The organism is Bacillus basilensis, from assembly GCF_050630465.1.
GTDB lineage: Bacteria > Bacillota > Bacilli > Bacillales > Bacillaceae_G > Bacillus_A > Bacillus_A basilensis.
Map to the genome: position 1 here is coordinate 1 of NZ_JBNTQO010000020.1, position 23,793 is coordinate 23,793.

Genomic DNA, 23,793 nt, shown 5'->3' on the forward strand with positions numbered 1-23,793 from the left:
GAATGCAACCAAGCGCGGTTATGCCCGCTTGCTGAAAGAGGTTCATCTAGTACATTGCCATCCATAATAACAGTTTGCGGTTCTTTTTCATTCGGCACTTTTAAACCGAGATCTTTTGCAGTAAGTGGTTGAGAATCTTTCTTTAATAATACATTTAATTCTCCGCTTGGTTCTAAGACAGCAAATTCGACTTCAGCTATACTGAATGCACCATTTCCTCTAAGAAGTTCAAGTAACTCATCACTTGTATATTTTTCTTGTTTTAAATTATCCTCAAGTACTTTGCCATCTTTTATTAACACTGTAGACTTCCCTTCAAAAAAATCTCTAGCAGTTTTGTTTTTTAGGGAGAGAATTCCGACAAAAAAGGGTACTGAGGCGAAAATAAGTATGGCAAAAACACCATGGAAAAACTTTTGATCAAGCCCTGTAGCTATTTGAGCGGCGATATCACCGATTGTCATTCCTGCTATGTATTCAAAAAAGGAAAGTTGGGAGATTTGCCTTTTTCCTAAGCATTTTGTAATAGTGAATAAAATGATTAATATGAATACAGAGCGAAGAATGACCAGTGTCCATTCCGGCAGGTGAGACATAGTCATTTCCTCCAGTCTACTTAAAACCCTTTATATTGAGGTTCTTCACGTTCTAATACGGAAACTCTATTTTGTAAATCAGCGATGATGCTGTCCATTTCTAACATACATTCATGAAATACGCGTTTTGCTTCATCGTCTGTAGAATTTAGCGAAAGGGAGCTTAAGCTTGCTTGAGCTCCTCTTACACTAGCAAGGCAGGTTTTTACGCTAGCGATAACAGTCATACAAACACCTCTTATCCTTTCGGTTTGAATAGCAATGCTCCGATGAAGCCGAAAATAATAGCTGCTGACACACCGGCGCTCGTTACTTTAAACATGCCAGTAATAACGCCAACGATGCCATGTTTTGCAGCTTCTTCCATTGCACCGTGAACAAGGGCATTACCGAAGCTTGTAATAGGTACGGTTGCCCCAGCTCCAGCGAAGTCAATTAATGGTTCATACAAATTGAATCCATCTAATATAGCTCCGGCAACAACGAGTGTTGCCATTGTATGAGCTGGTGTTAGCTTGCCGACATCAAACATAAGTTGCCCGATTACACATATGAGTCCACCAATGACGAAAGCCCAGAAAAAAATCATTGCATTGCACCTCCAAATTCAATCGAAACGGCATGAGCGATACACGGAATCGTTTCTTCTTGTTGGAATGTAAGTGGAGATAGCAAGGCGCCTGTCGCAACGACAAGTATTTTTTTAAACTCTCCTCTTTTCATTCGGTTTAATAAGTGACCGTATACGACTGTTGCAGAGCATCCTGGTCCGCTAGCACCAGCGATAACAGGTTGCCCTTCTCTATAAATGAGTAACCCACAATCTTGAAACTGTTCGCTCGTTACTTTTGTTCCGTGTTTATGTAGTAAGTCATAAGCGATTTCGCGACCGACATGTCCGAGGTCGCCTGTTACGATTAAATCGTAGTAAGAGGCATCAATTTGGCGTTCGCGTAAATGGGCTTCAATTGTATCAACGGCAGCTGGAGCCATTGCACCTCCCATATTAAAAGGATCTGTTAATCCCATATCAACCACTCGTCCGATTGTGGCAGATGTTACCCTAGGACCGTGTCCCGTATCGCTTAAAATAGCGGCTCCTGCTCCGGTTACTGTCCACTGCGCGGTAGGTGGTTTTTGCCCGCCATATTCGGTAGGATAGCGGAACTGTTTTTCCACAGCTGTATTATGACTTGATGCACCGGTTAATAAATATTTTGCGCCTTTTGCATTTACGATACTTGCTCCAAGTGCTAAACCTTCCATAGAAGTAGAACAAGCGCCGAATAGTCCGAGATAAGGAGTGCCCAGTGTACGGCAAGCAAAGCTTGTAGGGGTAATTTGATTAATTAAATCGCCTGCGAGTACAAATTGAATATCATCTTTACGAAGTTTTGCTTTTTCAGTAGCGCGGCTACAAGCCTCTTCGAACAAAATTTTATGTGCTTTTTCATAGGAATCTTGTCCGAGCCATAAATCTTCATGGAGGGTATCGAAGTCTTCTGGAATTTTTCCTTTAGCTTCAAACGGCCCGCCAACGACTCCCGTCGAAATAATAACTGGTTTGTTTTCAAATACCCATGTTCGGTGTCCTTGTAACATTTATAGCCCTCCCCATTGAACGAGAATCGTTTTAATAAGTGCGATGACGAAAGCGGAAAATACACCAAATAAAATAACAGAACCAGCTAATTTAAACATGTTACCGCCAACACCGAGGACAAAACCTTCCGTTCGGTGTTCGATACATGCGGCAATAACAGAGTTACCAAATCCAGTGACAGGTACAGCTGTGCCTGCTCCGGCAAACTGTCCAAAACGATCATATATACCAAATCCAGTTAGTAACATGGAGATGAAAATAAGAGTTGCGACTGTTGGATTTCCCGCTGAGCGTTCAGTGAAATCAAAATATGTGATATAAAATGTAGAAATGAGTTGTCCGATGAAGCAAATAAAACCACCGACGAAAAAGGCTTTTATACAATTTTTCAAGACAGGGCGCTTCGGTTCTCGTTCTTGTTCGAATTTTTTATACTCCTGTTGCACAGGGGTTAAGTTTTTATCTTTACTAGACATTGCAATCCTTCCTTTTCTTAAAAAAAGCGTTAAGTGTTAGACTCCATTTTTTTCCCAATGAATTTTAATTGTTTATTAATTTCATCTTTAGATACTTCTTTTTCCTTAATTTTTCTTTCGAGTTTTTCGAGTAACATAAAGATTTTTTTATCTGTACTGACACGAACATCGAAAGTAGGATGCTCATCACTTAGCTGCTTTTGAAGCTTCTTACGAAGAGGTTTTAATCCAAACCTTTCGTGATGCTCCGGTGTAACTGCTATGTAGAGATCTAAATTTGAATTTACTGCTGTGCTTTTTATAATTTCATCCATAGCGAGAGCTCTTTTTTTTGCTCCTTGTGATATAGATTGATTAAAGGATTCCGTACTTGTCTTTGTTAATTTGGGACCTTTCTCTTTCTCCGTTCGTTTTGCTTCTTCTTTCACTTTTTTATCTAAGGGACTATTATCACATCCGGTAAAAGAGCTAAATAGAAGGGCAAATAATGCGGTTATGAGGCCGAGTTTTCGCATAATTATCATTCCATTTCTATTGCAATATGTAATGTGATAGAAAAAGGATGACTGCATATCATCCTTTTTCTATTTCACAGCATGACGAATCCGTTATTGCTGTGAGTATTGTGGTTCTTCTTGTTGGACTTCTTCAACGCGAGGGTTTAAAGAATCGATAATCGTTTGTGTTTGCTGCGCAGCTGTTTGGAAAAGTTGCTTAGCTTGTTGGTTATCCGTATCAAGAGCGAATCCCTCTAAGCTAGCTTGTGCACTTTTTAATCCAGAAACAGTTTGCTTTAGTTTCGTAATTACAGTCATTGAATGAAGCCCCCTTTGGAATATCAATTCAAAGATTATAATTTGTGAGTTGGGGTGAATTTATGATTGGAAAATTTAGGGGATGGTGCTTTGTTGATGTAATCATAACTAAGTTGCATAAAGGATTATGGGGATATTTTTATTGATTTAGATGGATTTTATTGCTATTATTATGAGAAGAAAATGAAGTGTATTTTATAATCATGCGCCCATAGCTCAGTCGGATAGAGCGGTGGTTTCCGGTACCACGTCTGCCGGGGGTTCGAATCCCTCTGGGCGCGTCAAAAAGTCTTAACTTACGTTTTGTAGGTTAGGACTTTTTTTATTTCTCTCTTGTTATATCTAGTGATAAGATTTACTATTAGTACTTGGTAATAATTTTTTGGCCTTAATATTTTCTTTCAATATTATTCAAATTTCGGTTGTAAGTTGTAAATCTCATTAATACATATAAATTAATAATATTTTGGAATGGGTGTCTGTGATAGCATTCTCCTTTTACCAAACTTATTGTACAATAGAAACAAGGGGGAGATTAGTTTGAAGGCAAGTCTTTTACAAGAACAAAGCTTACGTTTGGCAATGACACAAGAGTTAAGGCAAGCGATTACAATGCTCCAGTATAATGTACAAGAATTATCGGAGTTTTTGTATGAGCAATCGTTAGAGAATCCCCTTATTGAGTTAGGTGGTTTTGAGAGGGAGAAGAAAAAGAGCTCTAACACAAGTAAAAGTACCAGCAAACAAGTCGAGAATCAGATGGAAATCTACAGTGTGGATTCTACAACGATTCAGCAACATTTATTAAATCAAATACAGTATTATAAAATAGAGGAAGAAGAGCGAAAAGCAGCTTCTTTCATTATTATGAACATGGATGGAAATGGATATTTACAAGAAACGAACGAGGAGTTAGCGAGCCTCCTTTCCGCACCGCTTCATGTAGTTGACCGCTCTGTAGAGCTTGTCCAATCACTCGAGCCAGCAGGGGTAGGCGCGCGTAATATTCAGGAATGTCTAACTTTGCAATTGAAGCGCTTACAAAGACGAAATGGATTAGCAGAAGAGGTTGTGGAAGATCATTTCGCTTATTTCGTGAAGAAAGATTGGCGAAAGCTTGTTCAAGTGTTGAAGTGTAGTAATGAAGAATTGCAGGATGCGGTAAATTGTATAACGTCATTACAACCAAAACCAGGTCTTGCGTTTTCTTCTGATAAACCACTTTATATTGTGCCTGATATGGCGGTGAAAAAAGATGGCGATCGTCTCGTTTTACAGATGAATGAGAGAAATATGCCAAGAATTGAAATTCATTCTGAGTATAGTGCGCTTCTTAATAATAGCGAAAGTGAAGTAGCATCTTACGTATCAGAAAAGTATCAGCATGTGCAGTGGATCATGCGCAGTTTGAAACAGAGAAAACAGACATTGCTGCAAGTAATGACTATTATTATGGAAAAACAACGTGATTTCTTTTGGGAAGGTCCAGCGTATTTAAAACCGCTTGCTTTAAAAGAGGTGGCGGAAGAGTTAAGTGTGCATGAATCTACAATTAGTCGTGCAACGCGAAATAAATATGTGCAAACACCACATGGTTTATTTGAGATGAAATCGTTCTTTAGTAATGCTGTTTCAACGACTGAAGATGAAGCAGTTTCTACAAAACGTGTAAAACAGTTTATTCAAACGCTTGTTGAGGCAGAGGATAAGAAAAAGCCACTTTCAGATCAAAAGATTTCAAAATTATTAGAAGAAGAGCATGAAATCGTTATTTCTCGAAGAACGGTGGCGAAGTATAGAGAACAAATGCATATTCCAGCTTCGTCATTACGAAAAACGATTGGATAGGTGAAGAAGATGAAAGTTGTACTGTATACAAAAAAAGATTGTGGTCTTTGCGTGCAGGCAAAAGAAGTTTTGCAGGAAGTACAATGTGAATATTCTTTTCAAATCGAGGAAATAGATATATATGAAGATAATGACCTTTTAGAAAAATATCACTTAATGATTCCGGTTGTAGAAATAGACGGAAAACAAGTAGAATATGGTAACATTCACAAAGGTGTCATAATAAACTATATAAAGAATGCAGTTAAGAGTTGAATAAGTTTCTATCTCCTGTTACAATAATACACGTAGCAGGGATTATTTTTTTAACCTATGTGGGACACAAAATGTCACTACGGGACGTAAAGTGACCACCGAGGAAAAATGAACCAATGTAGTGAGGAGAAAAGATATGCGCTCATGGATTCAGAACACAAAAAAATTATTACCTGATCTGCTACCTGTTATGCAAACGAGAATGCAAATTCTTCAATACATTAGGCTCATGCAGCCGATTGGAAGAAGAAACTTATCAGCAAGTCTCGGTATGACAGAACGAGTATTGCGAAGTGAAGTTCAAGTTTTGAAAGAACAAAACTTAGTTCACGTCGCTTCTTCTGGAATGACTTTGACAGAAGAAGGAACAGCTTTAGTTCTTGCTTTGGAAGACTTTATGAAAGAAATTTCCGGGTTAAAGGTTTTAGAAAAGCAACTTAAGGAAACATTAGACTTGGATGAAGTTTTCGTTGTCCCTGGTGATAGTGATGAATCACCTTGGGTCAAACTGGAGATGGGCCGTGCTTGTGTGACTTGTATAAAAGACCGTCTGACAGCGAATAATATCGTTGCTGTGGCTGGAGGAACTACGCTAGCTGCTGCTGCGGACATGATGCAGCTTGATTGCAAAGATTTACATATGCTATTTGTCCCAGCGCGTGGTGGAATTGGAGAAGGTGTTGAGTTAGAAGCCAATACCATTTGTGCCAAAATGGCGCAAAATACGATGAGTAATTATCGCTTGTTGTATGTTCCAGACCATGTTAGTAGCGAAGCATATGCGTCTATTGTGACAGAGCCTTCCGTGAAAGAAGTTCTTGAGTTGATTCGATCTTCCAATATCGTCATTCATGGAATAGGTGATGCGTTAACAATGGCACGTCGCAGAAATACTTCAGAAGCAGATTGGTTAAAGATTCAGGCAAGTGAAGCAGTTGGCGAAGCTTTCGGTTACTACTTTAATGAACAAGGAAATGTTGTTCATAAAGTAAGAACAGTTGGTATGCAACTAGAGGATTTACAACATGTATCTCACGTTGTTGCAGTCGCTGGAGGTTCTTCAAAGGCAAAGGCAATACAGGCTGTAATTAAACAAGGGCACACTTCAATTCTAATTACAGATGAAGGTGCAGCAAAACAGTTAACAAAGGGTATTACCCTTTAATATAATCCCCCAAGGAGGAAATTCAAATGACTAAAATTGGTATTAATGGATTTGGACGTATCGGACGTAACGTATTCCGCGCAGCTCTTAACAACTCTGAGGTAGAAGTAGTAGCAATCAACGACTTAACAGATGCTAAAACATTAGCTCACCTTTTAAAATATGACACAGTTCACGGAACTTTAAATGCAGAAGTATCTGCTAACGAAAACAGCATCGTTGTTAACGGTAAAGAAATTAAAGTTATTGCTGAGCGTGACCCAGCTCAACTACCATGGAGCGACTACGGAGTAGAAGTAGTAGTAGAATCTACTGGTCGTTTCACTAAAAAATCAGACGCTGAGAAACACTTAGGTGGATCAGTTAAGAAAGTTATCATCTCAGCTCCAGCTTCTGACGAAGATATCACTGTAGTTATGGGTGTTAACCACGAACAATACGATGCAGCTAACCACAACGTAGTATCTAACGCTTCTTGTACTACAAACTGTCTAGCTCCATTCGCTAAAGTATTAAACGAAAAATTCGGCGTAAAACGCGGAATGATGACAACAATTCACTCTTACACTAACGACCAACAAATCTTAGACTTACCACACAAAGATTTACGTCGTGCTCGTGCAGCAGCTGAAAACATGATTCCAACATCTACTGGTGCAGCTAAAGCTGTAGCATTAGTATTACCAGAACTTAAAGGTAAATTAAACGGTGGCGCTGTACGTGTTCCAACTGCTAACGTTTCTCTTGTTGACTTAGTTGTTGAACTTGACAAAGAAGTAACAGTTGAAGAAGTAAACGCAGCATTCAAAGCAGCTTCTGAAGGCGAATTAAAAGGTATCCTTGGATACAGCGAAGAGCCATTAGTATCTATCGACTATAACGGATGTACAGCTTCTTCTACAATCGATGCATTATCTACAATGGTAATGGAAGGTAACATGGTTAAAGTACTTTCTTGGTACGATAACGAAACTGGTTACTCTAACCGCGTAGTAGACTTAGCAGCTTACATGACTTCAAAAGGTCTTTAATTCTTAATTATATAAGTTATCAATGACAAAACGAGGGAGAGGGTTTGTTCCCTCTCTCTCTTCTTTCGTTTTAAAAGCAAATGTGTTAAGCTTTTGAGTGGGTTTTGTCAATCCTAACTAGTAGTCGGAGGGAAATCCAATGAACAAAAAATCAATTCGTGACGTAGATTTAAAAGGTAAGCGTGTATTTTGCCGCGTTGACTTCAACGTACCTATGAAAGAAGGCAAAATTACAGATGAAACTCGTATCCGTGCAGCTCTTCCTACAATTCAATATTTAGTAGAGCAAGGTGCGAAAGTTATTTTAGCAAGCCACTTAGGCCGTCCAAAAGGTCAAGCAGTAGAAGAATTACGTCTTACTCCAGTAGCAGCACGTTTAGGCGAGCTTCTTGGTAAAGATGTTAAAAAAGCGGACGAAGCATTCGGACCAGTTGCACAAGAAATGGTTGCAGCAATGAACGAAGGCGACGTATTAGTTCTTGAAAACGTACGTTTCTATGCGGGCGAAGAAAAGAACGATGCAGAACTTGCGAAAGAATTTGCAGCTCTTGCTGATATCTTCGTAAACGATGCATTCGGTGCAGCTCACCGTGCTCATGCTTCTACAGCAGGAATCGCAGACTACCTACCAGCAGTATCTGGTTTATTAATGGAAAAAGAGTTAGATGTATTAGGTAAAGCACTTTCTAACCCAGAACGTCCATTCACAGCTATCATTGGTGGTGCGAAAGTAAAAGATAAAATCGGTGTAATTCGTCATCTATTAGACAAAGTAGATAACTTAATCATCGGTGGCGGACTTGCTTACACATTCGTTAAAGCTTTAGGTCATGAAATTGGTCTATCTCTATGTGAAGACGACAAGATTGAACTAGCTAAAGAATTTATGCAACTTGCAAAAGAAAAAGGCGTAAACTTCTACATGCCAGTTGATGTTGTAATCACTGAGGAATTCTCTGAAACTGCAACAACTAAAATCGTTGGTATCGACTCTATCCCTTCTAACTGGGAAGGCGTGGACATCGGTCCTAAAACACGTGAAATTTATGCAGATGTAATTAAAAACTCTAAGCTTGTTGTATGGAATGGACCAATGGGTGTATTCGAAATGACTCCATTCGCAGAAGGTACAAAAGCAGTAGGACAAGCATTAGCAGATGCAGAAGGTACATACTCTGTTATCGGCGGTGGTGACTCTGCAGCAGCTGTTGAAAAATTCGGTATGGCTGATAAAATGAGCCACATTTCTACTGGCGGCGGTGCGTCATTAGAATTCATGGAAGGTAAAGAGCTTCCAGGTGTAGTTTGTCTTAACGACAAATAAGTAGCAGCCAAAGAAAAAGGACGGTGCAAAGCATGCGTAAACCAATTATCGCAGGTAACTGGAAAATGAATAAAACTCTATCTGAAGCAGTTAGCTTCGTAGAGGAAGTTAAAGGTCAAATCCCAGCAGCTTCAGCTGTTGATGCAGTAGTTTGCTCTCCAGCTCTATTCTTAGAGCGCTTAGTAGCAGCAACTGAAGGAACTGACTTACAAGTAGGTGCACAAAACATGCACTTCGAAAAAAATGGTGCATTCACTGGCGAAATTAGCCCAGTAGCACTTAGCGACTTAAAAGTAGGCTACGTAGTACTTGGCCACTCTGAGCGTCGTGAAATGTTTGCTGAAACAGACGAATCAGTAAACAAAAAGACTCTTGCAGCATTTGAACATGGTTTAACACCAATCGTATGTTGTGGTGAGACTTTAGAAGAGCGCGAAAGCGGAAAAACATTTGATCTAGTAGCAGGTCAAGTGACTAAAGCACTTGCAGGCTTAACAGAAGAGCAAGTTAAAGCAACTGTTATCGCTTATGAGCCAATTTGGGCTATCGGTACAGGTAAATCTTCTTCTTCTGCAGATGCAAATGAAGTATGTGCGCACATCCGTAAAGTTGTTGCAGAAGCTGTTTCTACAGAAGCTGCAGAAGCTGTTCGTATTCAATACGGCGGTAGCGTAAAACCAGAAAACATTAAAGAGTATATGGCACAATCTGACATCGACGGCGCTTTAGTTGGCGGTGCTAGCTTAGAGCCTGCTTCGTTCTTAGGTCTTCTGGGGGCGGTAAAATGAGAAAGCCAACAGCTTTAATCATCCTTGACGGTTTCGGACTACGTGAAGAAACTCACGGGAATGCTGTAGCACAAGCTAAAAAACCTAATTTTGATGGTTACTGGAACAAATTCCCTCATACAACGCTTACAGCTTGTGGTGAGGAAGTAGGTCTTCCAGAAGGTCAAATGGGTAACTCTGAGGTTGGTCACTTAAATATCGGTGCTGGCCGCATAGTATATCAAAGCTTAACACGCGTAAACGTTGCAATTCGTGAAGGTGAGTTCGATCAGAACGAAACGTTCCAAAATGCAATTAAAAGCGTAAAAGAAAAAGGTACTGCACTTCATTTATTCGGTTTACTTTCTGACGGTGGTGTGCACAGTCACATGAACCACATGTTTGCTCTTCTTCGCTTAGCAGCAAAAGAAGGCGTGGAGAAAGTTTATATCCATGCATTCTTAGATGGCCGCGATGTTGGACCACAAACAGCAAAAGGTTATATCGATGCAACGAATGAAGTAATTAAAGAAACAGGCGTAGGACAATTCGCGACTATCTCTGGTCGTTATTACTCTATGGACCGTGACAAGCGTTGGGATCGCGTTGAAAAATGTTACAGTGCTATGGTGAATGGTGAAGGCCCTACTTATAAATCAGCAGAAGAGTGTGTAGAAGACTCTTATGCGAACGGTATCTATGATGAATTCGTATTGCCGTCTGTAATTGTTAACGAAGATAACACGCCAGTTGCAACAATCAATGATGATGATGCAGTTATCTTCTATAACTTCCGTCCAGACCGTGCAATTCAAATTGCTCGTGTATTTACAAACGAAGATTTCCGTGAGTTCGATCGTGGTGAAAAAGTACCTCACATTCCTGAATTCGTTTGTATGACACACTTCAGTGAAACTGTAGATGGTTACGTGGCATTCAAGCCAATGAATCTTGATAACACTTTAGGTGAAGTTGTTGCGCAAGCGGGATTAAAGCAACTTCGCATCGCGGAAACTGAAAAGTATCCGCACGTTACATTCTTCTTTAGCGGTGGTCGTGAGGCTGAATTCCCAGGAGAAGAGCGTATCTTAATTAACTCACCGAAGGTTGCAACGTATGACTTGAAACCTGAAATGAGCATTTACGAAGTAACGGACGCTTTAGTAAATGAAATCGAAAATGATAAACATGATGTTATCATTCTTAACTTTGCAAACTGTGATATGGTTGGCCATTCTGGGATGATGGAACCAACAATTAAAGCAGTAGAAGCAACTGACGAATGTTTAGGAAAAGTTGTAGAAGCAATTCTTGCAAAAGATGGTGTAGCACTTATTACTGCTGACCATGGTAATGCTGATCAGGAGTTAACTGCTGATGGCGAGCCAATGACAGCTCATACAACTAACCCGGTTCCTTTCATCGTTACAAAAAATGATGTAGAGCTTCGTGAAGGTGGTATTTTAGGAGATATCGCCCCAACAATGCTTACGCTTTTAAATGTGGAACAACCGAAAGAAATGACAGGTAAAACAATTATTAAATAATTTGCTTATATAAAAAGGAGAGAATTTATTATGTCAACAATTATTGATGTTTATGCTCGCGAAGTCCTTGACTCTCGTGGAAACCCAACTGTAGAAGTAGAAGTTTACACAGAAAGCGGCGCTTTCGGACGCGCTATCGTACCAAGTGGTGCATCTACTGGTGAACACGAAGCAGTAGAATTACGTGACGGTGACAAATCTCGTTACCTTGGTAAAGGTGTTATGAACGCAGTAAACAACGTTAACGAAGCAATCGCTCCAGAAATCGTTGGTTTCGACGTAACTGACCAAGCTGGTATCGACCGTGCTATGATCGAATTAGATGGCACTCCAAACAAAGGTAAACTAGGCGCTAACGCTATCCTTGGTGTATCTATGGCAGTAGCTCACGCAGCAGCTGACTTCGTAGGTCTTCCATTATACCGTTACCTTGGTGGATTCAATGCAAAACAATTACCAACTCCAATGATGAACATCATCAACGGTGGTTCTCACGCTGATAACAACGTAGACTTCCAAGAGTTCATGATCTTACCAGTTGGTGCTCCAACATTCAAAGAATCAATCCGTATGGGTGCTGAAGTATTCCATGCACTTAAAGCTGTATTACATGACAAAGGTCTTAACACTGCAGTAGGTGACGAAGGTGGATTCGCTCCAAACCTTGGTTCTAACCGTGAAGCTCTAGAAGTAATCATCGAAGCTATCGAAAAAGCTGGTTACAAAGCTGGCGAGAACGTATTCTTAGGAATGGACGTTGCTTCTTCTGAGTTCTACAACAAAGAAACTGGTAAATATGACCTTGCAGGTGAAGGCCGTACTGGCTTAACTTCTGCAGAAATGGTTGATTTCTACGAAGAGCTTTGCAAAGACTTCCCAATCATCTCTATTGAAGATGGTTTAGACGAAAACGACTGGGATGGTCACAAATTATTAACTGATCGTATCGGTGATAAAGTACAATTAGTTGGTGACGATTTATTCGTAACTAACACTCAAAAACTTGCTGAAGGTATCGAAAAAGGTATCTCTAACTCAATCTTAATTAAAGTTAACCAAATCGGTACTTTAACTGAGACTTTCGAAGCTATCGAAATGGCTAAACGTGCTGGTTACACAGCAGTTGTATCTCACCGTTCTGGTGAAACTGAAGATGCTACAATCGCTGACATCGCAGTTGCAACTAACGCTGGCCAAATCAAAACTGGTTCTATGAGCCGTACGGATCGTATTGCTAAGTACAACCAATTATTACGTATCGAAGACGAGCTAGGCGAAGTAGCTGTTTACGATGGTGTAAAATCTTTCTATAACATCAAACGATAATTGTAGAAAATAACGACAGACCGTGAGAAATCACGGTCTGTTTTTTTGTGCTAAAATTGTTCACCCGTCATAAGTGACATGAAATGTTTAAAGAAACGGTTATAATCAAAATCAATGGCGATTTGATGAACCGGCCAATCAATAAATGGCTTCTGGTTCACTAAAGAGCGAAATTCCCCAATGCTTGCTCCTTGTGCAGAGGATTCCGTCATGACAACAATAGGTGATTTGTGATACGTGAACATAGAGTTATCAAATAAAGCGAGTATCGGCATTGTGTCATGAAAGGGGCTTCCCTTTAAATGCGGTAAGGCAACTTTATAATAGCCGTAGTAATAATGATCGAATAACGGTTTGACGAGTGGGGCTTTTCCTTTTGCTTCAATGTATTCGGTCATTTCGGATGTAATGACCGAATATTGGGTGACGTTTAACGGGTATATGTACATGTTAGCTGCGGATTGAAGAACGATATTAGCGGCAGTAGGATCGCCATAAAAGTTCGCTTCCGAAATAGGAGTAACATTACCGGGATGTAAAAAGGCACCGCCCATTACGTAGTAAGATTTAATTTGCTTCATTAACTGTTTGCACATGATAAACAAAATTGCTAGGGAGGTAAGTCTTCCTAAACTTACAATGATTAATTCATCTTTATACTGTTCAATAAGAGGAATAACCTCGAAAAAATTCTCCATTTCTCCATTAGTCACATTCCCATTTGGAATAATTGGACCGAGCCCTTGTGTCCCGTGTACATCTGTAAAAAAAGCAGGGGGGGCACCAGTAAGCGGACGTTCTGAACCACCGAATATCTTGATATTTCTATTCTTTGTTTCGTTCTTAAGAAAATGAGCATTTTGTACGGCCATTTCTTTTGGAACATTGCCGTAATCAGCAACAATACCGATGATTTCTATTTCATCGATAAAGAATGCTAAGAGGAGAGCCATCGTATCATCAATCCCAGGATCACAAAAAATAAGAACTTTTTTTGGCATATGTTCACCACCTATGTTGTTTGGTCCGTAAAAGCCCGATTGGTGAGAGGTGATTAAAGTTTCACTTTATATATATGTAAGTTTAAGGAGAAAAAGATTATTTTATTGAAATAACAACCTTTAAAATTCAGAAAATAAAAACTTCTTATATTAGGTCAAGGTTTTTGACTTAATTTTCTCTTGGAAATACAGTCATATCAAGGTTGTAAGCGTATAACATAGGCTGTTTTTGCTGTCAAGTTGATAAATTGCAGCTTTTTACAATTTATACTATGATAAAGATATTAAGAGAAGATCGTATAAACATGAGGGATGATGAACATGAAATTTACAAAGATTCTTGTCCAAATTGCTGCTCTTTACGTTTTTTATATGGTTGGAACTTGGGTACAAGAAATGTTAAATATTCCGATTCCAGGAAGTTTGATTGGGATGTTCCTCTTACTTGTTTTACTTAGCCTAAAAGTTCTTCCGGTGAAATGGTTCGATTTAGGAGCAGAAACACTCGTTGCTATTATGCCGTTTTTATTAATTCCGCCAACGCTTGGCTTAATGAATTACGGTGCTTTTTTTATGAGTAAAGGAATTTCACTTTTTATTACAGTTGTAGCGAGTACATTTTTAATTATTATTGTCGCAGGACATACAGGACAATATCTTGCGAATAGAAAGGAAAGAGAGTCGCGATGAACCAAATATTAATCGGAATTGGTTGGGTTCTTTTTACGGTGCTATTATATCAATTATCTAAAAAAATCTATAAAGTATTTCCAACACCATTCACCATTCCAATGCTTGTAGCAACAGGTTTAATGGCTTTCTTATTTATCGTGCTTGATATACCATATCAACATTATATGGAAAGTGGTGGTGGCTGGATTGCAAAACTGCTGGGACCCGGTGTTGTAGCATTTGCAATTCCTCTTTATAAACAACGTCACGTTCTGCAAAAATATATTGTGCCGATTGCTGGTGGTGTATTAGTAGGTACAACAGTTGCGATTGCAAGTGATTTTGCCATTGCATCACTTATGGGAACAGATAAAAGCTTAATTTTATCTTCTTTACCAAAATCGGTGACAATGCCAGTTGCGATGAGTGTTTCAGAGCAAGTTGGTGGTGTACCGTCATTAACAGCAGCTTTCGTTGTTATTGCAGGTATTACTGGAACGATTACAGGACCGCTTTTATTAAAATGGAGCCGCGTTACAAACTCAGTTGGTAAAGGGATCGGATTTGGATGTGCTTCTCATATTATGGGCGTCATGAGAGCGATGAAAAATAATGAACATGAAGGTGTTATTGGATCGGTAACAATGACATTAACTGCAATTTTGACATGTTTGCTTGGACCATTATTTGCAATGATGTTTATGTAATAGAAGAAAAGCGAGAGCAACCTTATTGCTCTCGCTTTTCTATAGGATTTATGCTACAGTTACAATAACTGAATCTTTGTAGGAGGTACGCCAAGTGCATACGTTATTATCCGTTTTACTTATTATTGTATCGATTTTAATGATTGTTATGGTACTTATGCAGTCTAGTAATAGCTCAGGCCTTTCAGGTGCAATTTCAGGCGGTGCAGAGCAATTATTTGGTAAGCAAAAAGCACGTGGAATTGAAGCGGTATTGAACCGTATTACGATTGTTTTAGCTGTGCTATTCTTCGTATTAACAATTGCTGTAACGTACTTAAATTTATAGAATTGAAAGAAGAAGCGTTAGTAAGTTGTACTAATGGTTCTTCTTTTTTTATTTTGCTATTTGAAAGATGTTTCTAATTAGATTATAGAAATATAAATATGGTACACTAAGATATAGAAAGAATACGACTAGATTACAGAAGAGAAAGAGGAGAAGTACATGATGAAATTAGCATCTCCGAAACCATTTACATTTGAGGGTGGAGACCGCGCTGTTTTATTACTACATGGTTTCACAGGAAACTCAGCTGATGTACGTATGTTAGGGCGTTTCTTAGAAAAGAAAGGCTATACTTGTCATGCGCCAATTTATAAAGGGCACGGTGTACCACCAGAAGAGCTTGTTCATACAGGTCCTGAAGATTGGTGGCAAGATGTAACGGAGGCATACCAGCTTTTAAAAGATAAAGGTTTTGAGAAAATTGCTGTCGTTGGATTATCACTTGGCGGCGTATTTTCTCTAAAATTAGGTTATACAGTACCGGTTTTAGGTGTAGTACCAATGTGTGCACCAATGTATATTAAGAGTGAAGAAACGATGTACCAAGGTATATTGGCATATGCCCACGAATATAAAAAGCGTGAGCAAAAATCACCAGAGCAAATTGAACAAGAAATGTTGGAATTCCAAAAGACACCGATGAATACATTAAAAGCATTACAACAATTAATTGCTGACGTACGTAACAATGTGGACATGATTTATGCACCGACATTTGTTGTACAAGCACGTCATGATGAAATGATTAATACAGATAGTGCGAACATTATTTATAACGGTGTAGAATCAACGTTAAAAGACATTAAATGGTATGAAGACTCTACGCATGTCATTACACTTGATAAGCAACGTGACGAGCTACATGAGGATGTATATAACTTCTTGGAGCAACTAGATTGGTAAGATCTAGTTGCCTCTTTTTTTCATAAGGAATTTTTTGTGAAAACTGTAAAAATCATAAGGGGAGTATTGAATTTTCGCTTTATACATCCCCTATCTTTCGGATACACTAAATAATATAAGGTTTTAAAGGAGGTATTTTTGCTTGGAAGAAATCATACAAGAACATATTGATAAGTTGTTATTATTTATGAGAGAAGAAGCGTATAAACCATTAACAATACAAGAGTTAGAAGAGGCATTTGGAATTGAAAGTTCTGAGGGCTTTAAAGATTTTGTAAAGGCACTTGTAATGATGGAAGAGAAGGGACTTGTTATTCGTACCCGTAGCAACCGTTACGGTCTTCCTGAAAAGATGAATTTAGTACGCGGTAAGTTAATTGGACATGCACGTGGCTTTGCATTCGTTGTACCAGACGAGAAGAAAACAGGAGACGATGATCTTTTCATCCCGCCTACAGAGTTAAACGGTGCACTTCATGGCGATACAGTATTAGCCCGACTTAGTTCCCAATCGAGTGGTTCGCGTCAAGAAGGTTCAATTGTACGCATTTTAGAGCGTGGCACGAAAGAATTAGTTGGTACATATACAGAATCGAAAAACTTTGGGTTTGTTATACCTGACAATAAGCGCTGGACGAGTGATATCTTTATCTTGAAAAGTGCATCGATGGGTGCTGTAGAAGGTCATAAAGTAGTTGTGAAAATTACGAGCTATCCAGAGAATCGTTTAAGTGCAGAAGGTGAAGTTATTCAAATTCTAGGTCATAAAAATGATCCAGGAGTAGATATTTTATCTGTCATCCATAAACATCACTTACCTTTAGCATTTCCTGAAGAAGTAATGGAACATGCAAACAGTGTACCAGAAACGATTTCAGAAGAAGATTTAAAAGATCGTCGTGACCTGCGTGACCAAATGATCGTAACAATTGATGGTGCAGATGCGAAAGATTTAGATGACGCTGTTACAGTAACAAAACTGGAGAACGGTAACTACAAGCTTGGCGTTCATATTGCGGATGTAAGCCATTACGTTCAAGAAGGTTCTCCAATTGATGTAGAAGCAGCGGAAAGAGCGACGAGTGTATATCTTGTTGACCGTGTAATTCCGATGATTCCGCATCGACTATCGAACGGTATTTGTTCATTAAATCCAAAAGTAGACCGTCTGACACTATCTTGTGAAATGGAAATTAACAATTTAGGTGACGTTGTCAAACACGAGATTTTCCAAAGTGTAATTAAAACGACAGAGCGTATGACGTATGCTGACGTAAGAAGCATTTTAGAAGACGAGGATGAAGAATTAATCAAGCGCTATGAACCGCTTGTACCGATGTTTAAAGAGATGGGTCAATTGGCACAAATTTTACGTGAAAAACGTATGCGCCGCGGTGCAATCGACTTTGACTTTAAAGAAGCGAAAGTATTAGTAGATGAAGAAGGAAAACCGACAGATGTTGTCATGCGTGATCGTTCTGTATCAGAGAAGTTAATTGAAGAATTTATGCTTGTTGCGAACGAAACAGTAGCAGAGCACTTCCACTGGATGAACGTACCATTCATGTACCGTGTCCATGAAGATCCGAAAGAAGATAAGCTAGAGCGTTTCTTCGAGTTTGTAACGAATTTCGGATATGCAGTAAAAGGTCGTGCGAATGAAGTGCATCCTCGCGCACTACAACAAATTCTTGAAATGGTTCAAGGGCAACCGGAAGAAGTGGTAATCTCAACAGTTATGCTTCGTTCAATGAAGCAAGCTCGTTACGATTCGGATAGCTTAGGACATTTCGGTTTATCAACTGAATTCTACACGCATTTCACGTCGCCAATTCGTCGTTACCCAGATACGATTGTTCATCGATTAATTCGTGAATACATCATTAACGGTAAAGTCGACAACGAAACACAAGCAAAATGGCGTGAAAACTTACCTGAGATTGCAGAGCACTCTTCTAATATGGAGCGTCGTGCTGTTGAAGCAGAACGTGAAACAGACGAAATGAAAAAAGCAGAGTATATGGTTGATAAGATCGGCGAAGAGTATGACGGTATGATTAGCTCTGTAACAAACTTCGGTTTATTCGTAGAGCTTCCAAATACAATCGAAGGTCTTGTACATGTTAGCTACTTAACGGATGATTACTACCGTTATGATGAGCAACATTTCGCAATGATCGGAGAACGTACAGGTAACGTATTCCGCATTGGTGACGAAATTACAATTCGCGTTATTAACGTAAACAAAGATGAGCGTGCAATCGACTTTGAAATCGTTGGCATGAAAGGTACGCCTCGTCGTAAATTCAAAGACCGCCCAGTCGTTATCGAACAGCCAAGAACAGGCAGAAAGAAACGCGGTGGACGTAGCGAGCGTAGTAATGAGCGCGGCGGAGAACGTGGCACAGGAAGAAAATTTGACCGTGGTGGCAAAGGTAAAGGCGCAGGAAAAGGAAGAGGATCCGCATCCGCATCCACATCCACATCTACGTCTGCTAGCCAGTCAGGGAAAAAAGATGGTAACGGCAAGAAGAAAAAAGCATTCTTCGAAAACGTACCAGGATTCAAGAAGAAAAAGAAAAAGCGTAAGTAAGAAAAAGATGGCTTCGCTTTGATGAAAAGCGGGGCTTTTTCTTTTTTCTTGGTGGCTTGAGAGCGAGCCACTTTCGCTTTTTATGGAATCCAGCTACAGTAGTGGCTAGGATGTTCGGCGGCTTCGCTTCTTCCCCAGAGGTAAAGAGCACCTCAAGGTCAGAAGCTCCATCCACCTCACATTCTGAGCGAGCCACTTTCGCTTTTTATTAACATTTGTTACAATAGTAAAAATAGAGGAGGGACGTTATATGCCAAAAGGTTCAGGTAAGGTTATTGCACAAAATAAAAAAGCATTTCATGATTATTTCATCGAAGAAACATACGAAGCAGGGCTTGTCCTTCAAGGAACGGAAATTAAGTCGATTCGCGCTGGACGCGTGAACTTGAAAGATGCGTTTGCACGTGTACATAATGGTGAAGTATGGGTTCATAATATGCATATTAGTACGTACGAGCAAGGGAATCGTTTCAACCATGACCCGCTTCGTACGAGAAAGTTACTTCTTCATAAAAAAGAAATCGAGAAGTTAATGGGTGCTTCAAAAGAAACAGGATATGCATTAGTTCCAGTTAGAATCTATTTAAAAAATGGATTCGCGAAAATGGCACTGGGTTTAGCAAAAGGTAAGAAACAATATGATAAGCGTCACGATTTAAAAGAGAAAGAAGCTAAACGTGAAATTGCACGCGCGTTCCGTGATCGTCAAAAGATGTAATACAGATATTTACATTTGTAAAACGGCGCGCGTATGTTATAATAACTTATGTAAGATTGTTGCACATTGAAAAACAGCTCTTAGTAGCTATCACGAAATTTTCTTCGTATGCTCCATTTTTATCATGGGGACGTTACGGATTCGACAGGGATAGTTCGAGCTTAGGTTGCGAGTCGAGGGGATCGGCCTCGTTAAAACGTCAAAGCCTATAATTGGCAAACAAAACAATCTTTCTTTAGCTGCTTAATTGCACTAAAGGTTCCTCCCTCCATCGTCCATGTGGTAGGGTAAGGGACTCAAACTAAGTGGACTACGCCGGAGTTCGCCGTCTGAGGACAAAGGAAGAGAACAACCAGACTAGCAACTTGGAAGCCTGTCGATAGGCCGAAGAGTTTGCGAAATGCTAATATATCGACTACACTCGTAGAAGCTTAAGTGCCGATATTTTTGGACGTGGGTTCGACTCCCACCGTCTCCACCAATACATATTTGGTGGTTTTTTTATTTTGTTATAACAGGAAGCGTAACTTTGCATAAAATGCAGGTTTATGCTTCCTTTTTTGTTATGCAAAGATATGCTCCTTGGAAGTAATTTTAATTAAGGTTGTTTTAGAATAAAGTTTGTTCAAATTAAGCAAATAACCTTGATAAATAAAAAAGGAAAAAGCGTGTTTTGAAAAAAATTGGTCAAAACACGTCCTTAATATTTTCAATTAGTTCATTCTTTTAAAAAAATTTGGATCATTTTCTATCTATGTTGCTCAAGAATCCTGCCCTATAGCTGAATAAGAAAACCCCTTATTCAAATACAACCATTTCCCCGACATCCATAAATCCAAATCGCTTATAGATATTTTTTCCATCATCTGAAGCTTGTAATACAACTGGTTTTTGTTTATCCGTTGTTTGATTTAGAAGAAATTGAAACATTTCACTGCCAATTCCTTTACCTCTAAATGTTTCTTTTGTCATCACATCATAAATACCATAACTATCTTTGCTTTCTATTAATAAACCAGTAGTTACAGGCATTTCATCTATGCATCCAATAAACATTTGAACTTTTGGACCTAATTTTACTTGAGAAAACTTATTAAAATAACTTTCTAATGCGTTTTTTTCTGGTGTACCCTCAAATAAGCTCATGAATACGTCTATATATTTTAAAAGTTCTTCATTATTTTTTACATTAGTAATCATAAGTTGATCGGAAATTCTTTGACCAACATTAAGAGTATTTTCAAGCTTCATCATCACATTACGTTCCGCTTCTTCTAGGTCATATTCTTGCATAAGTTTTGTCCAATCCTCGGTTAAATACTGAGCATCAATCCAAATACTAAAGGGATATTTTTTATATGAAAAATTATCGATTCCATGTCTAATCTTACCTGTATTTTTGATATTTGGAGATTTCGGCAATATTACATTGAATGTATCAGTAGGAATGTCTGTATTTGCTATGATGAAATCTTCTTCTTTTGTAAGTTCTCCACTAACTGCATGAGTAAATACTTTTAATTTTTCTTCCAAATTGTTTATGACTAATTGTTGATTTGTAATCATTTTTTTGCACCTTTCAAATTAATTTAGCGCGCTGTTTTTTATTATAAGGTCAATTAAACACTAAATATACCGTGTTCACAGTATTTACATCCTCCCATAATATTCAGAAAATATTGAAGCGATTTGTCTTCTAGGTTTAAAGCAATAGAAAAAATACCGTATTTTGTTTTGTAGTTTTATAAAATGTATAAGTTGATGGGGCGGTATCCCTGAAACAGAAAATGAAGGAATGGTTATTGATGATAAGCAGGTAGATACTATAGATGCCCGTAAGCGCCCGATTGGCGAATAGTTATTGAAATTTCACTTTATTCAAATCTTTATATGTTTTGTATTTTTATCTATACATATTGTAAGATTATATAGAGTTCTCCTAATAAGCTGTTTTAATGAATTTTTTAGGAATTTAATATTTATAAATCTTAAATTATTTTCTGGGGATAATTTTTTATCTAACTAAGTGATATTGAAGTAGAGGTGAACCATCGGTGAGGCAGGTGTTAGTAATTAAGAATGAACGGTCTTTAGCAAAGAAAATCGTAAGCGGTTTAACGCAAGAAGGCTATTTCATTTTAAAACTTCACAATGAAAACGAAGGTTTAAATATAATATATGAACAAGATTGGGATATTATCATATTAGATTGGGATTCATTAAGCATATCCGGACCAGAATTTTGCAGACAAATACGACTTGTTAAAATGACACCGATCATTATTGTAACCGACAATATTTCTAGCAAGGATTGCGTAGCAGGGTTACAAGCAGGAGCAGATGATTATATAAGAAAACCATTTGCGAAAGAAGAATTAGTAGCAAGGATTCAAGCTATTTTAAGAAGAAGTGACTGTAACCAGCAAAATGAGATAAACTTTTTTCAGTTTAAAGATCTTTTTGTTGATGCATCTAGCAATATTGTGAAAAAAGGTGGTAAAAATCTCTCGCTTACGAAGCGGGAGTATGATTTACTTGTATTCTTAATCAAGAATAAAAATACAATATTGAGCCGTGAAATGCTTTTGAATCAGGTTTGGGGACATAACGTAGTAGTAAATCCAAATGTAGTAGACTTATATATTGGGTATATAAGAAAAAAGTTAAAGTGCGAGAAGAAAGATAGATATATTCAAACGATACATGGCAGGGGATATTCAATGGTTGAATGATAAAAATAAGATAATAAAGTAGTTTCTGTGAAATATGAAAAGACAGAAACTATAAAAAGAAGATTGCTATCAGGAAATGGTCATTTTCTTGCAGTAGAAATCATGGTTTATAAGGTGTGAGCCTATCGGTTAGTATGAGTGGGGGGATGGATCTGATGCGCATTAGTTGAGACCGTATCAAATTTATCTTTAATTTTATTAACTCACACCATTCACAAGATTTTCACAGAATTAATGACTATACTTATTTACAGGATGTTCAAATGAAAATGATTATCAATAGCAATTTAGATGTATAAAAGTTACTATCTAATTTAATCTATGAACTTTATCATTTTCGAACTAAATTACATAATAAGGAGTATACGTATGAAAAAAACTATGCTTTTAAAATTAGTAAGTATTCTAGCAATTTTCACTTTAATGTTAGTAGCTTGCTCAGATTCAAGTAAGGAAACTTCGAAAGCTAATAAAGGTGATAGTAGTGATAAGTCAAAAACGGTTGAAATCACTGATGCTCATGGAACTGTTAAAGTCCCTGTAAATCCAAAGAATGTAGTTGCTTTAGATAATAGAACTTTTGAAACTTTAGCTGATTGGGGAATTAAATTAGCGGCTGCTCCAAAGGATATCATGCCTGCTGATTCAGCATATAAAAAGGATGAAAAAGTTCAAAATATTGGGAATCACCGTGAGCCAAATCTTGAAATTATTGCAGCTGCAAATCCTGAACTTGTAATCGTTGGTCAAAGATTTGCTGATCATTACGAAGAAATCAAAAAATTAGTGCCAAATGCAGCTGTTATTGATCTTAATTTTGATGTTTCTGAGAAATCTACTACGCCTGGAAAAAATTTAGTAGATGGACTTAAAAATTCTACAACTACTCTAGGAAAAATCTTTGATAAAGATAAAGAAGCTAAACAATTAGTAGCTGATTTTGATAAATCTATTGAAAAAGCAAAATCTGCTTATAACGGAAAAGATAAAGTTATGAGTGTTATTGTTACTGGTGGGAATATTGGTTTTGCTGCTCCACATTCTGGTCGTGTTTGGGGACCAATGTATGAAATTTTCGGTTGGACTCCAGCATTAGAAGTGTCTAATTCTACTGCAGGTCATAAAGGTGATGACGTTTCTGTTGAAGCTATTGCACAAACAAATCCTGATTGGCTTTTCGTATTAGATCGTGATGCTGCAACATCTGATGCAGCTACTTCAACACCTGCTAAGGATGTTATTTCTAAATCACCAGCTCTTCAAAACACAACTGCTGTTTCTAAAAAACAAGTTGTTTATGCACCAGAAGATACTTACACAAATGAATCAATTCAGACTTATGTAGAGTTATTTGGAAATCTTGCAAAAACTTTAGCTAAGTAGTGT

25 protein-coding genes, 1 tRNA gene and 1 other RNA gene are annotated in these 23,793 nt (G+C 38.2%); 18 read left to right on the plus strand and 9 right to left on the minus strand.

Features of this window, described 5'->3' with window-relative positions; translation table 11 throughout:
- The 7 genes from ACQVV1_RS25265 to ACQVV1_RS25295 form a co-directional block, all read right to left on the minus strand.
- Window positions 1–596: DUF421 domain-containing protein (locus ACQVV1_RS25265; RefSeq protein WP_431169675.1), on the minus strand; the 596-nt coding region annotated here is incomplete at its 3' end.
- Window positions 597–616: 20 nt separating this feature from the next.
- The gene (locus tag ACQVV1_RS25270) at window positions 617–823 is read right to left on the minus strand and encodes a DUF1657 domain-containing protein (RefSeq protein ID WP_000215914.1); all 207 of its coding nucleotides are present in this window, start codon (window positions 821–823) and stop codon (window positions 617–619) included.
- 11 nt (window positions 824–834) lie between these two features.
- Window positions 835–1,185: a stage V sporulation protein AE gene (gene spoVAE, locus ACQVV1_RS25275; protein ID WP_000575919.1), complete on the minus strand. Its 351-nt coding sequence runs from the start codon at window positions 1,183–1,185 to the stop codon at window positions 835–837.
- Window positions 1,182–2,198, minus strand: coding sequence for a stage V sporulation protein AD (spoVAD, locus tag ACQVV1_RS25280; protein ID WP_063221773.1), 1,017 nt, complete (start codon window positions 2,196–2,198; stop codon window positions 1,182–1,184). The genes spoVAE and spoVAD overlap by 4 nt, the downstream gene beginning before the upstream one ends.
- Window positions 2,199–2,675, minus strand: coding sequence for a stage V sporulation protein AC (spoVAC, locus tag ACQVV1_RS25285; protein WP_000095399.1), 477 nt, complete (start codon window positions 2,673–2,675; stop codon window positions 2,199–2,201).
- A 29-nt stretch (window positions 2,676–2,704) separates the two neighbouring features.
- Window positions 2,705–3,190: a YhcN/YlaJ family sporulation lipoprotein gene (locus ACQVV1_RS25290; protein WP_001228545.1), complete on the minus strand. Its 486-nt coding sequence runs from the start codon at window positions 3,188–3,190 to the stop codon at window positions 2,705–2,707.
- Between the two features lie 93 nt (window positions 3,191–3,283).
- Complete coding sequence (locus ACQVV1_RS25295) at window positions 3,284–3,490, minus strand: DUF1657 domain-containing protein (protein WP_000216166.1); 207 nt, start codon at window positions 3,488–3,490, stop codon at window positions 3,284–3,286.
- A gap of 205 nt (window positions 3,491–3,695) precedes the next feature.
- Between ACQVV1_RS25295 and ACQVV1_RS25300 the strand changes: the two genes are divergently transcribed.
- From ACQVV1_RS25300 to eno, 9 genes are all read left to right on the plus strand, one after another.
- A tRNA-Arg gene (locus tag ACQVV1_RS25300) sits at window positions 3,696–3,771 on the plus strand.
- Between the two features lie 259 nt (window positions 3,772–4,030).
- Window positions 4,031–5,338, plus strand: coding sequence for an RNA polymerase factor sigma-54 (rpoN, locus tag ACQVV1_RS25305; protein ID WP_242254861.1), 1,308 nt, complete (start codon window positions 4,031–4,033; stop codon window positions 5,336–5,338).
- Window positions 5,339–5,347: 9 nt separating this feature from the next.
- Entirely contained in the window at window positions 5,348–5,593 is a 246-nt protein-coding gene (locus ACQVV1_RS25310) for a glutaredoxin family protein (RefSeq protein ID WP_063221768.1), read from the plus strand.
- Window positions 5,594–5,729: 136 nt separating this feature from the next.
- Window positions 5,730–6,758, plus strand: coding sequence for a gapA transcriptional regulator CggR (cggR, locus tag ACQVV1_RS25315; protein ID WP_001258183.1), 1,029 nt, complete (start codon window positions 5,730–5,732; stop codon window positions 6,756–6,758).
- Between the two features lie 26 nt (window positions 6,759–6,784).
- Entirely contained in the window at window positions 6,785–7,789 is a 1,005-nt protein-coding gene (gene gap / locus ACQVV1_RS25320) for a type I glyceraldehyde-3-phosphate dehydrogenase (protein ID WP_000161237.1), read from the plus strand.
- Between the two features lie 139 nt (window positions 7,790–7,928).
- Complete coding sequence (locus ACQVV1_RS25325; protein ID WP_063221767.1) at window positions 7,929–9,113, plus strand: phosphoglycerate kinase; 1,185 nt, start codon at window positions 7,929–7,931, stop codon at window positions 9,111–9,113.
- Between the two features lie 32 nt (window positions 9,114–9,145).
- On the plus strand, window positions 9,146–9,901 hold the full coding sequence (tpiA, locus tag ACQVV1_RS25330) for a triose-phosphate isomerase (RefSeq protein WP_001231043.1): 756 nt from the start codon (window positions 9,146–9,148) through the stop codon (window positions 9,899–9,901).
- A complete protein-coding gene (gene gpmI, locus ACQVV1_RS25335; RefSeq protein WP_001231144.1) occupies window positions 9,898–11,427 on the plus strand; it encodes a 2,3-bisphosphoglycerate-independent phosphoglycerate mutase in 1,530 nt (509 codons plus the stop codon). Before tpiA ends, gpmI begins: the two co-directional genes overlap by 4 nt.
- A 30-nt stretch (window positions 11,428–11,457) precedes the next feature.
- Entirely contained in the window at window positions 11,458–12,753 is a 1,296-nt protein-coding gene (eno, locus tag ACQVV1_RS25340) for a phosphopyruvate hydratase (RefSeq protein WP_060632838.1), read from the plus strand.
- A gap of 50 nt (window positions 12,754–12,803) precedes the next feature.
- Here the strand turns inward: eno and ACQVV1_RS25345 are convergent, their stop codons facing one another.
- A complete protein-coding gene (locus ACQVV1_RS25345; RefSeq protein WP_431169677.1) occupies window positions 12,804–13,754 on the minus strand; it encodes a nucleoside hydrolase in 951 nt (316 codons plus the stop codon).
- Window positions 13,755–14,075: 321 nt separating this feature from the next.
- Here ACQVV1_RS25345 and ACQVV1_RS25350 point away from each other — a divergent pair, with 321 nt between their 5' ends.
- The 7 genes from ACQVV1_RS25350 to ssrA all read left to right on the plus strand — a co-directional run bounded on the left by ACQVV1_RS25350 (window position 14,076) and on the right by ssrA (window position 20,156).
- Window positions 14,076–14,444, plus strand: coding sequence for a CidA/LrgA family holin-like protein (locus ACQVV1_RS25350; protein ID WP_000673222.1), 369 nt, complete (start codon window positions 14,076–14,078; stop codon window positions 14,442–14,444).
- Window positions 14,441–15,133 (plus strand): LrgB family protein, encoded by a 693-nt coding sequence (locus ACQVV1_RS25355; RefSeq protein WP_063221764.1) that lies wholly within the window; start codon window positions 14,441–14,443, stop codon window positions 15,131–15,133. The genes ACQVV1_RS25350 and ACQVV1_RS25355 overlap by 4 nt, the downstream gene beginning before the upstream one ends.
- A gap of 94 nt (window positions 15,134–15,227) precedes the next feature.
- Window positions 15,228–15,461, plus strand: a complete 234-nt coding sequence (secG, locus tag ACQVV1_RS25360; RefSeq protein ID WP_000557263.1) for a preprotein translocase subunit SecG — start codon at window positions 15,228–15,230, stop codon at window positions 15,459–15,461.
- Window positions 15,462–15,623: 162 nt separating this feature from the next.
- On the plus strand, window positions 15,624–16,364 hold the full coding sequence (gene estA, locus ACQVV1_RS25365) for a carboxylesterase (RefSeq protein ID WP_161940515.1): 741 nt from the start codon (window positions 15,624–15,626) through the stop codon (window positions 16,362–16,364).
- A gap of 142 nt (window positions 16,365–16,506) precedes the next feature.
- A complete protein-coding gene (gene rnr, locus ACQVV1_RS25370) occupies window positions 16,507–18,957 on the plus strand; it encodes a ribonuclease R (protein WP_242254857.1) in 2,451 nt (816 codons plus the stop codon).
- 250 nt (window positions 18,958–19,207) lie between these two features.
- Window positions 19,208–19,675 carry an SsrA-binding protein gene (smpB, locus tag ACQVV1_RS25375; RefSeq protein WP_001123906.1) on the plus strand — a complete coding sequence of 156 codons (468 nt, stop codon included), beginning with the start codon at window positions 19,208–19,210 and terminating at the stop codon, window positions 19,673–19,675.
- Window positions 19,676–19,801: 126 nt separating this feature from the next.
- Window positions 19,802–20,156: a transfer-messenger RNA gene (gene ssrA, locus ACQVV1_RS25380) on the plus strand.
- 317 nt (window positions 20,157–20,473) lie between these two features.
- On the opposite strand, the gene ACQVV1_RS25385 is transcribed toward ssrA, so the two are convergent.
- The gene (locus ACQVV1_RS25385) at window positions 20,474–21,241 is read right to left on the minus strand and encodes a GNAT family N-acetyltransferase (RefSeq protein ID WP_431169679.1); all 768 of its coding nucleotides are present in this window, start codon (window positions 21,239–21,241) and stop codon (window positions 20,474–20,476) included.
- 488 nt (window positions 21,242–21,729) lie between these two features.
- Between ACQVV1_RS25385 and ACQVV1_RS25390 the strand changes: the two genes are divergently transcribed.
- Complete coding sequence (locus ACQVV1_RS25390) at window positions 21,730–22,407, plus strand: response regulator transcription factor (protein ID WP_242254836.1); 678 nt, start codon at window positions 21,730–21,732, stop codon at window positions 22,405–22,407.
- Between the two features lie 369 nt (window positions 22,408–22,776).
- Window positions 22,777–23,790 carry a siderophore ABC transporter substrate-binding protein gene (locus tag ACQVV1_RS25395; RefSeq protein ID WP_242254834.1) on the plus strand — a complete coding sequence of 338 codons (1,014 nt, stop codon included), beginning with the start codon at window positions 22,777–22,779 and terminating at the stop codon, window positions 23,788–23,790.
- Window positions 23,791–23,793: the final 3 nt, after the last annotated feature.

What these genes read in the sequence shown, in the direction of transcription:
- ACQVV1_RS25345 (WP_431169677.1), bottom strand. Translation starts at nt 13,754, where the DNA reads ATGCCAAAAAAAGTTCTTATTTTTTGTGATCCTGGGATTGATGATACG.
- ACQVV1_RS25355 (WP_063221764.1), top strand. Translation starts at nt 14,441, where the DNA reads ATGAACCAAATATTAATCGGAATTGGTTGGGTTCTTTTTACGGTGCTA.
- cggR (WP_001258183.1), top strand. Translation starts at nt 5,730, where the DNA reads ATGCGCTCATGGATTCAGAACACAAAAAAATTATTACCTGATCTGCTA.
- spoVAD (WP_063221773.1), bottom strand. Translation starts at nt 2,198, where the DNA reads ATGTTACAAGGACACCGAACATGGGTATTTGAAAACAAACCAGTTATT.
- ACQVV1_RS25385 (WP_431169679.1), bottom strand. Translation starts at nt 21,241, where the DNA reads ATGATTACAAATCAACAATTAGTCATAAACAATTTGGAAGAAAAATTA.
- spoVAC (WP_000095399.1), bottom strand. Translation starts at nt 2,675, where the DNA reads ATGTCTAGTAAAGATAAAAACTTAACCCCTGTGCAACAGGAGTATAAA.
- ACQVV1_RS25290 (WP_001228545.1), bottom strand. Translation starts at nt 3,190, where the DNA reads ATGCGAAAACTCGGCCTCATAACCGCATTATTTGCCCTTCTATTTAGC.
- ACQVV1_RS25350 (WP_000673222.1), top strand. Translation starts at nt 14,076, where the DNA reads ATGAAATTTACAAAGATTCTTGTCCAAATTGCTGCTCTTTACGTTTTT.
- gpmI (WP_001231144.1), top strand. Translation starts at nt 9,898, where the DNA reads ATGAGAAAGCCAACAGCTTTAATCATCCTTGACGGTTTCGGACTACGT.
- ACQVV1_RS25310 (WP_063221768.1), top strand. Translation starts at nt 5,348, where the DNA reads ATGAAAGTTGTACTGTATACAAAAAAAGATTGTGGTCTTTGCGTGCAG.
- ACQVV1_RS25395 (WP_242254834.1), top strand. Translation starts at nt 22,777, where the DNA reads ATGAAAAAAACTATGCTTTTAAAATTAGTAAGTATTCTAGCAATTTTC.
- ACQVV1_RS25270 (WP_000215914.1), bottom strand. Translation starts at nt 823, where the DNA reads ATGACTGTTATCGCTAGCGTAAAAACCTGCCTTGCTAGTGTAAGAGGA.
- ACQVV1_RS25325 (WP_063221767.1), top strand. Translation starts at nt 7,929, where the DNA reads ATGAACAAAAAATCAATTCGTGACGTAGATTTAAAAGGTAAGCGTGTA.
- gap (WP_000161237.1), top strand. Translation starts at nt 6,785, where the DNA reads ATGACTAAAATTGGTATTAATGGATTTGGACGTATCGGACGTAACGTA.
- smpB (WP_001123906.1), top strand. Translation starts at nt 19,208, where the DNA reads ATGCCAAAAGGTTCAGGTAAGGTTATTGCACAAAATAAAAAAGCATTT.
- spoVAE (WP_000575919.1), bottom strand. Translation starts at nt 1,185, where the DNA reads ATGATTTTTTTCTGGGCTTTCGTCATTGGTGGACTCATATGTGTAATC.
- eno (WP_060632838.1), top strand. Translation starts at nt 11,458, where the DNA reads ATGTCAACAATTATTGATGTTTATGCTCGCGAAGTCCTTGACTCTCGT.
- estA (WP_161940515.1), top strand. Translation starts at nt 15,624, where the DNA reads ATGAAATTAGCATCTCCGAAACCATTTACATTTGAGGGTGGAGACCGC.
- ACQVV1_RS25295 (WP_000216166.1), bottom strand. Translation starts at nt 3,490, where the DNA reads ATGACTGTAATTACGAAACTAAAGCAAACTGTTTCTGGATTAAAAAGT.
- tpiA (WP_001231043.1), top strand. Translation starts at nt 9,146, where the DNA reads ATGCGTAAACCAATTATCGCAGGTAACTGGAAAATGAATAAAACTCTA.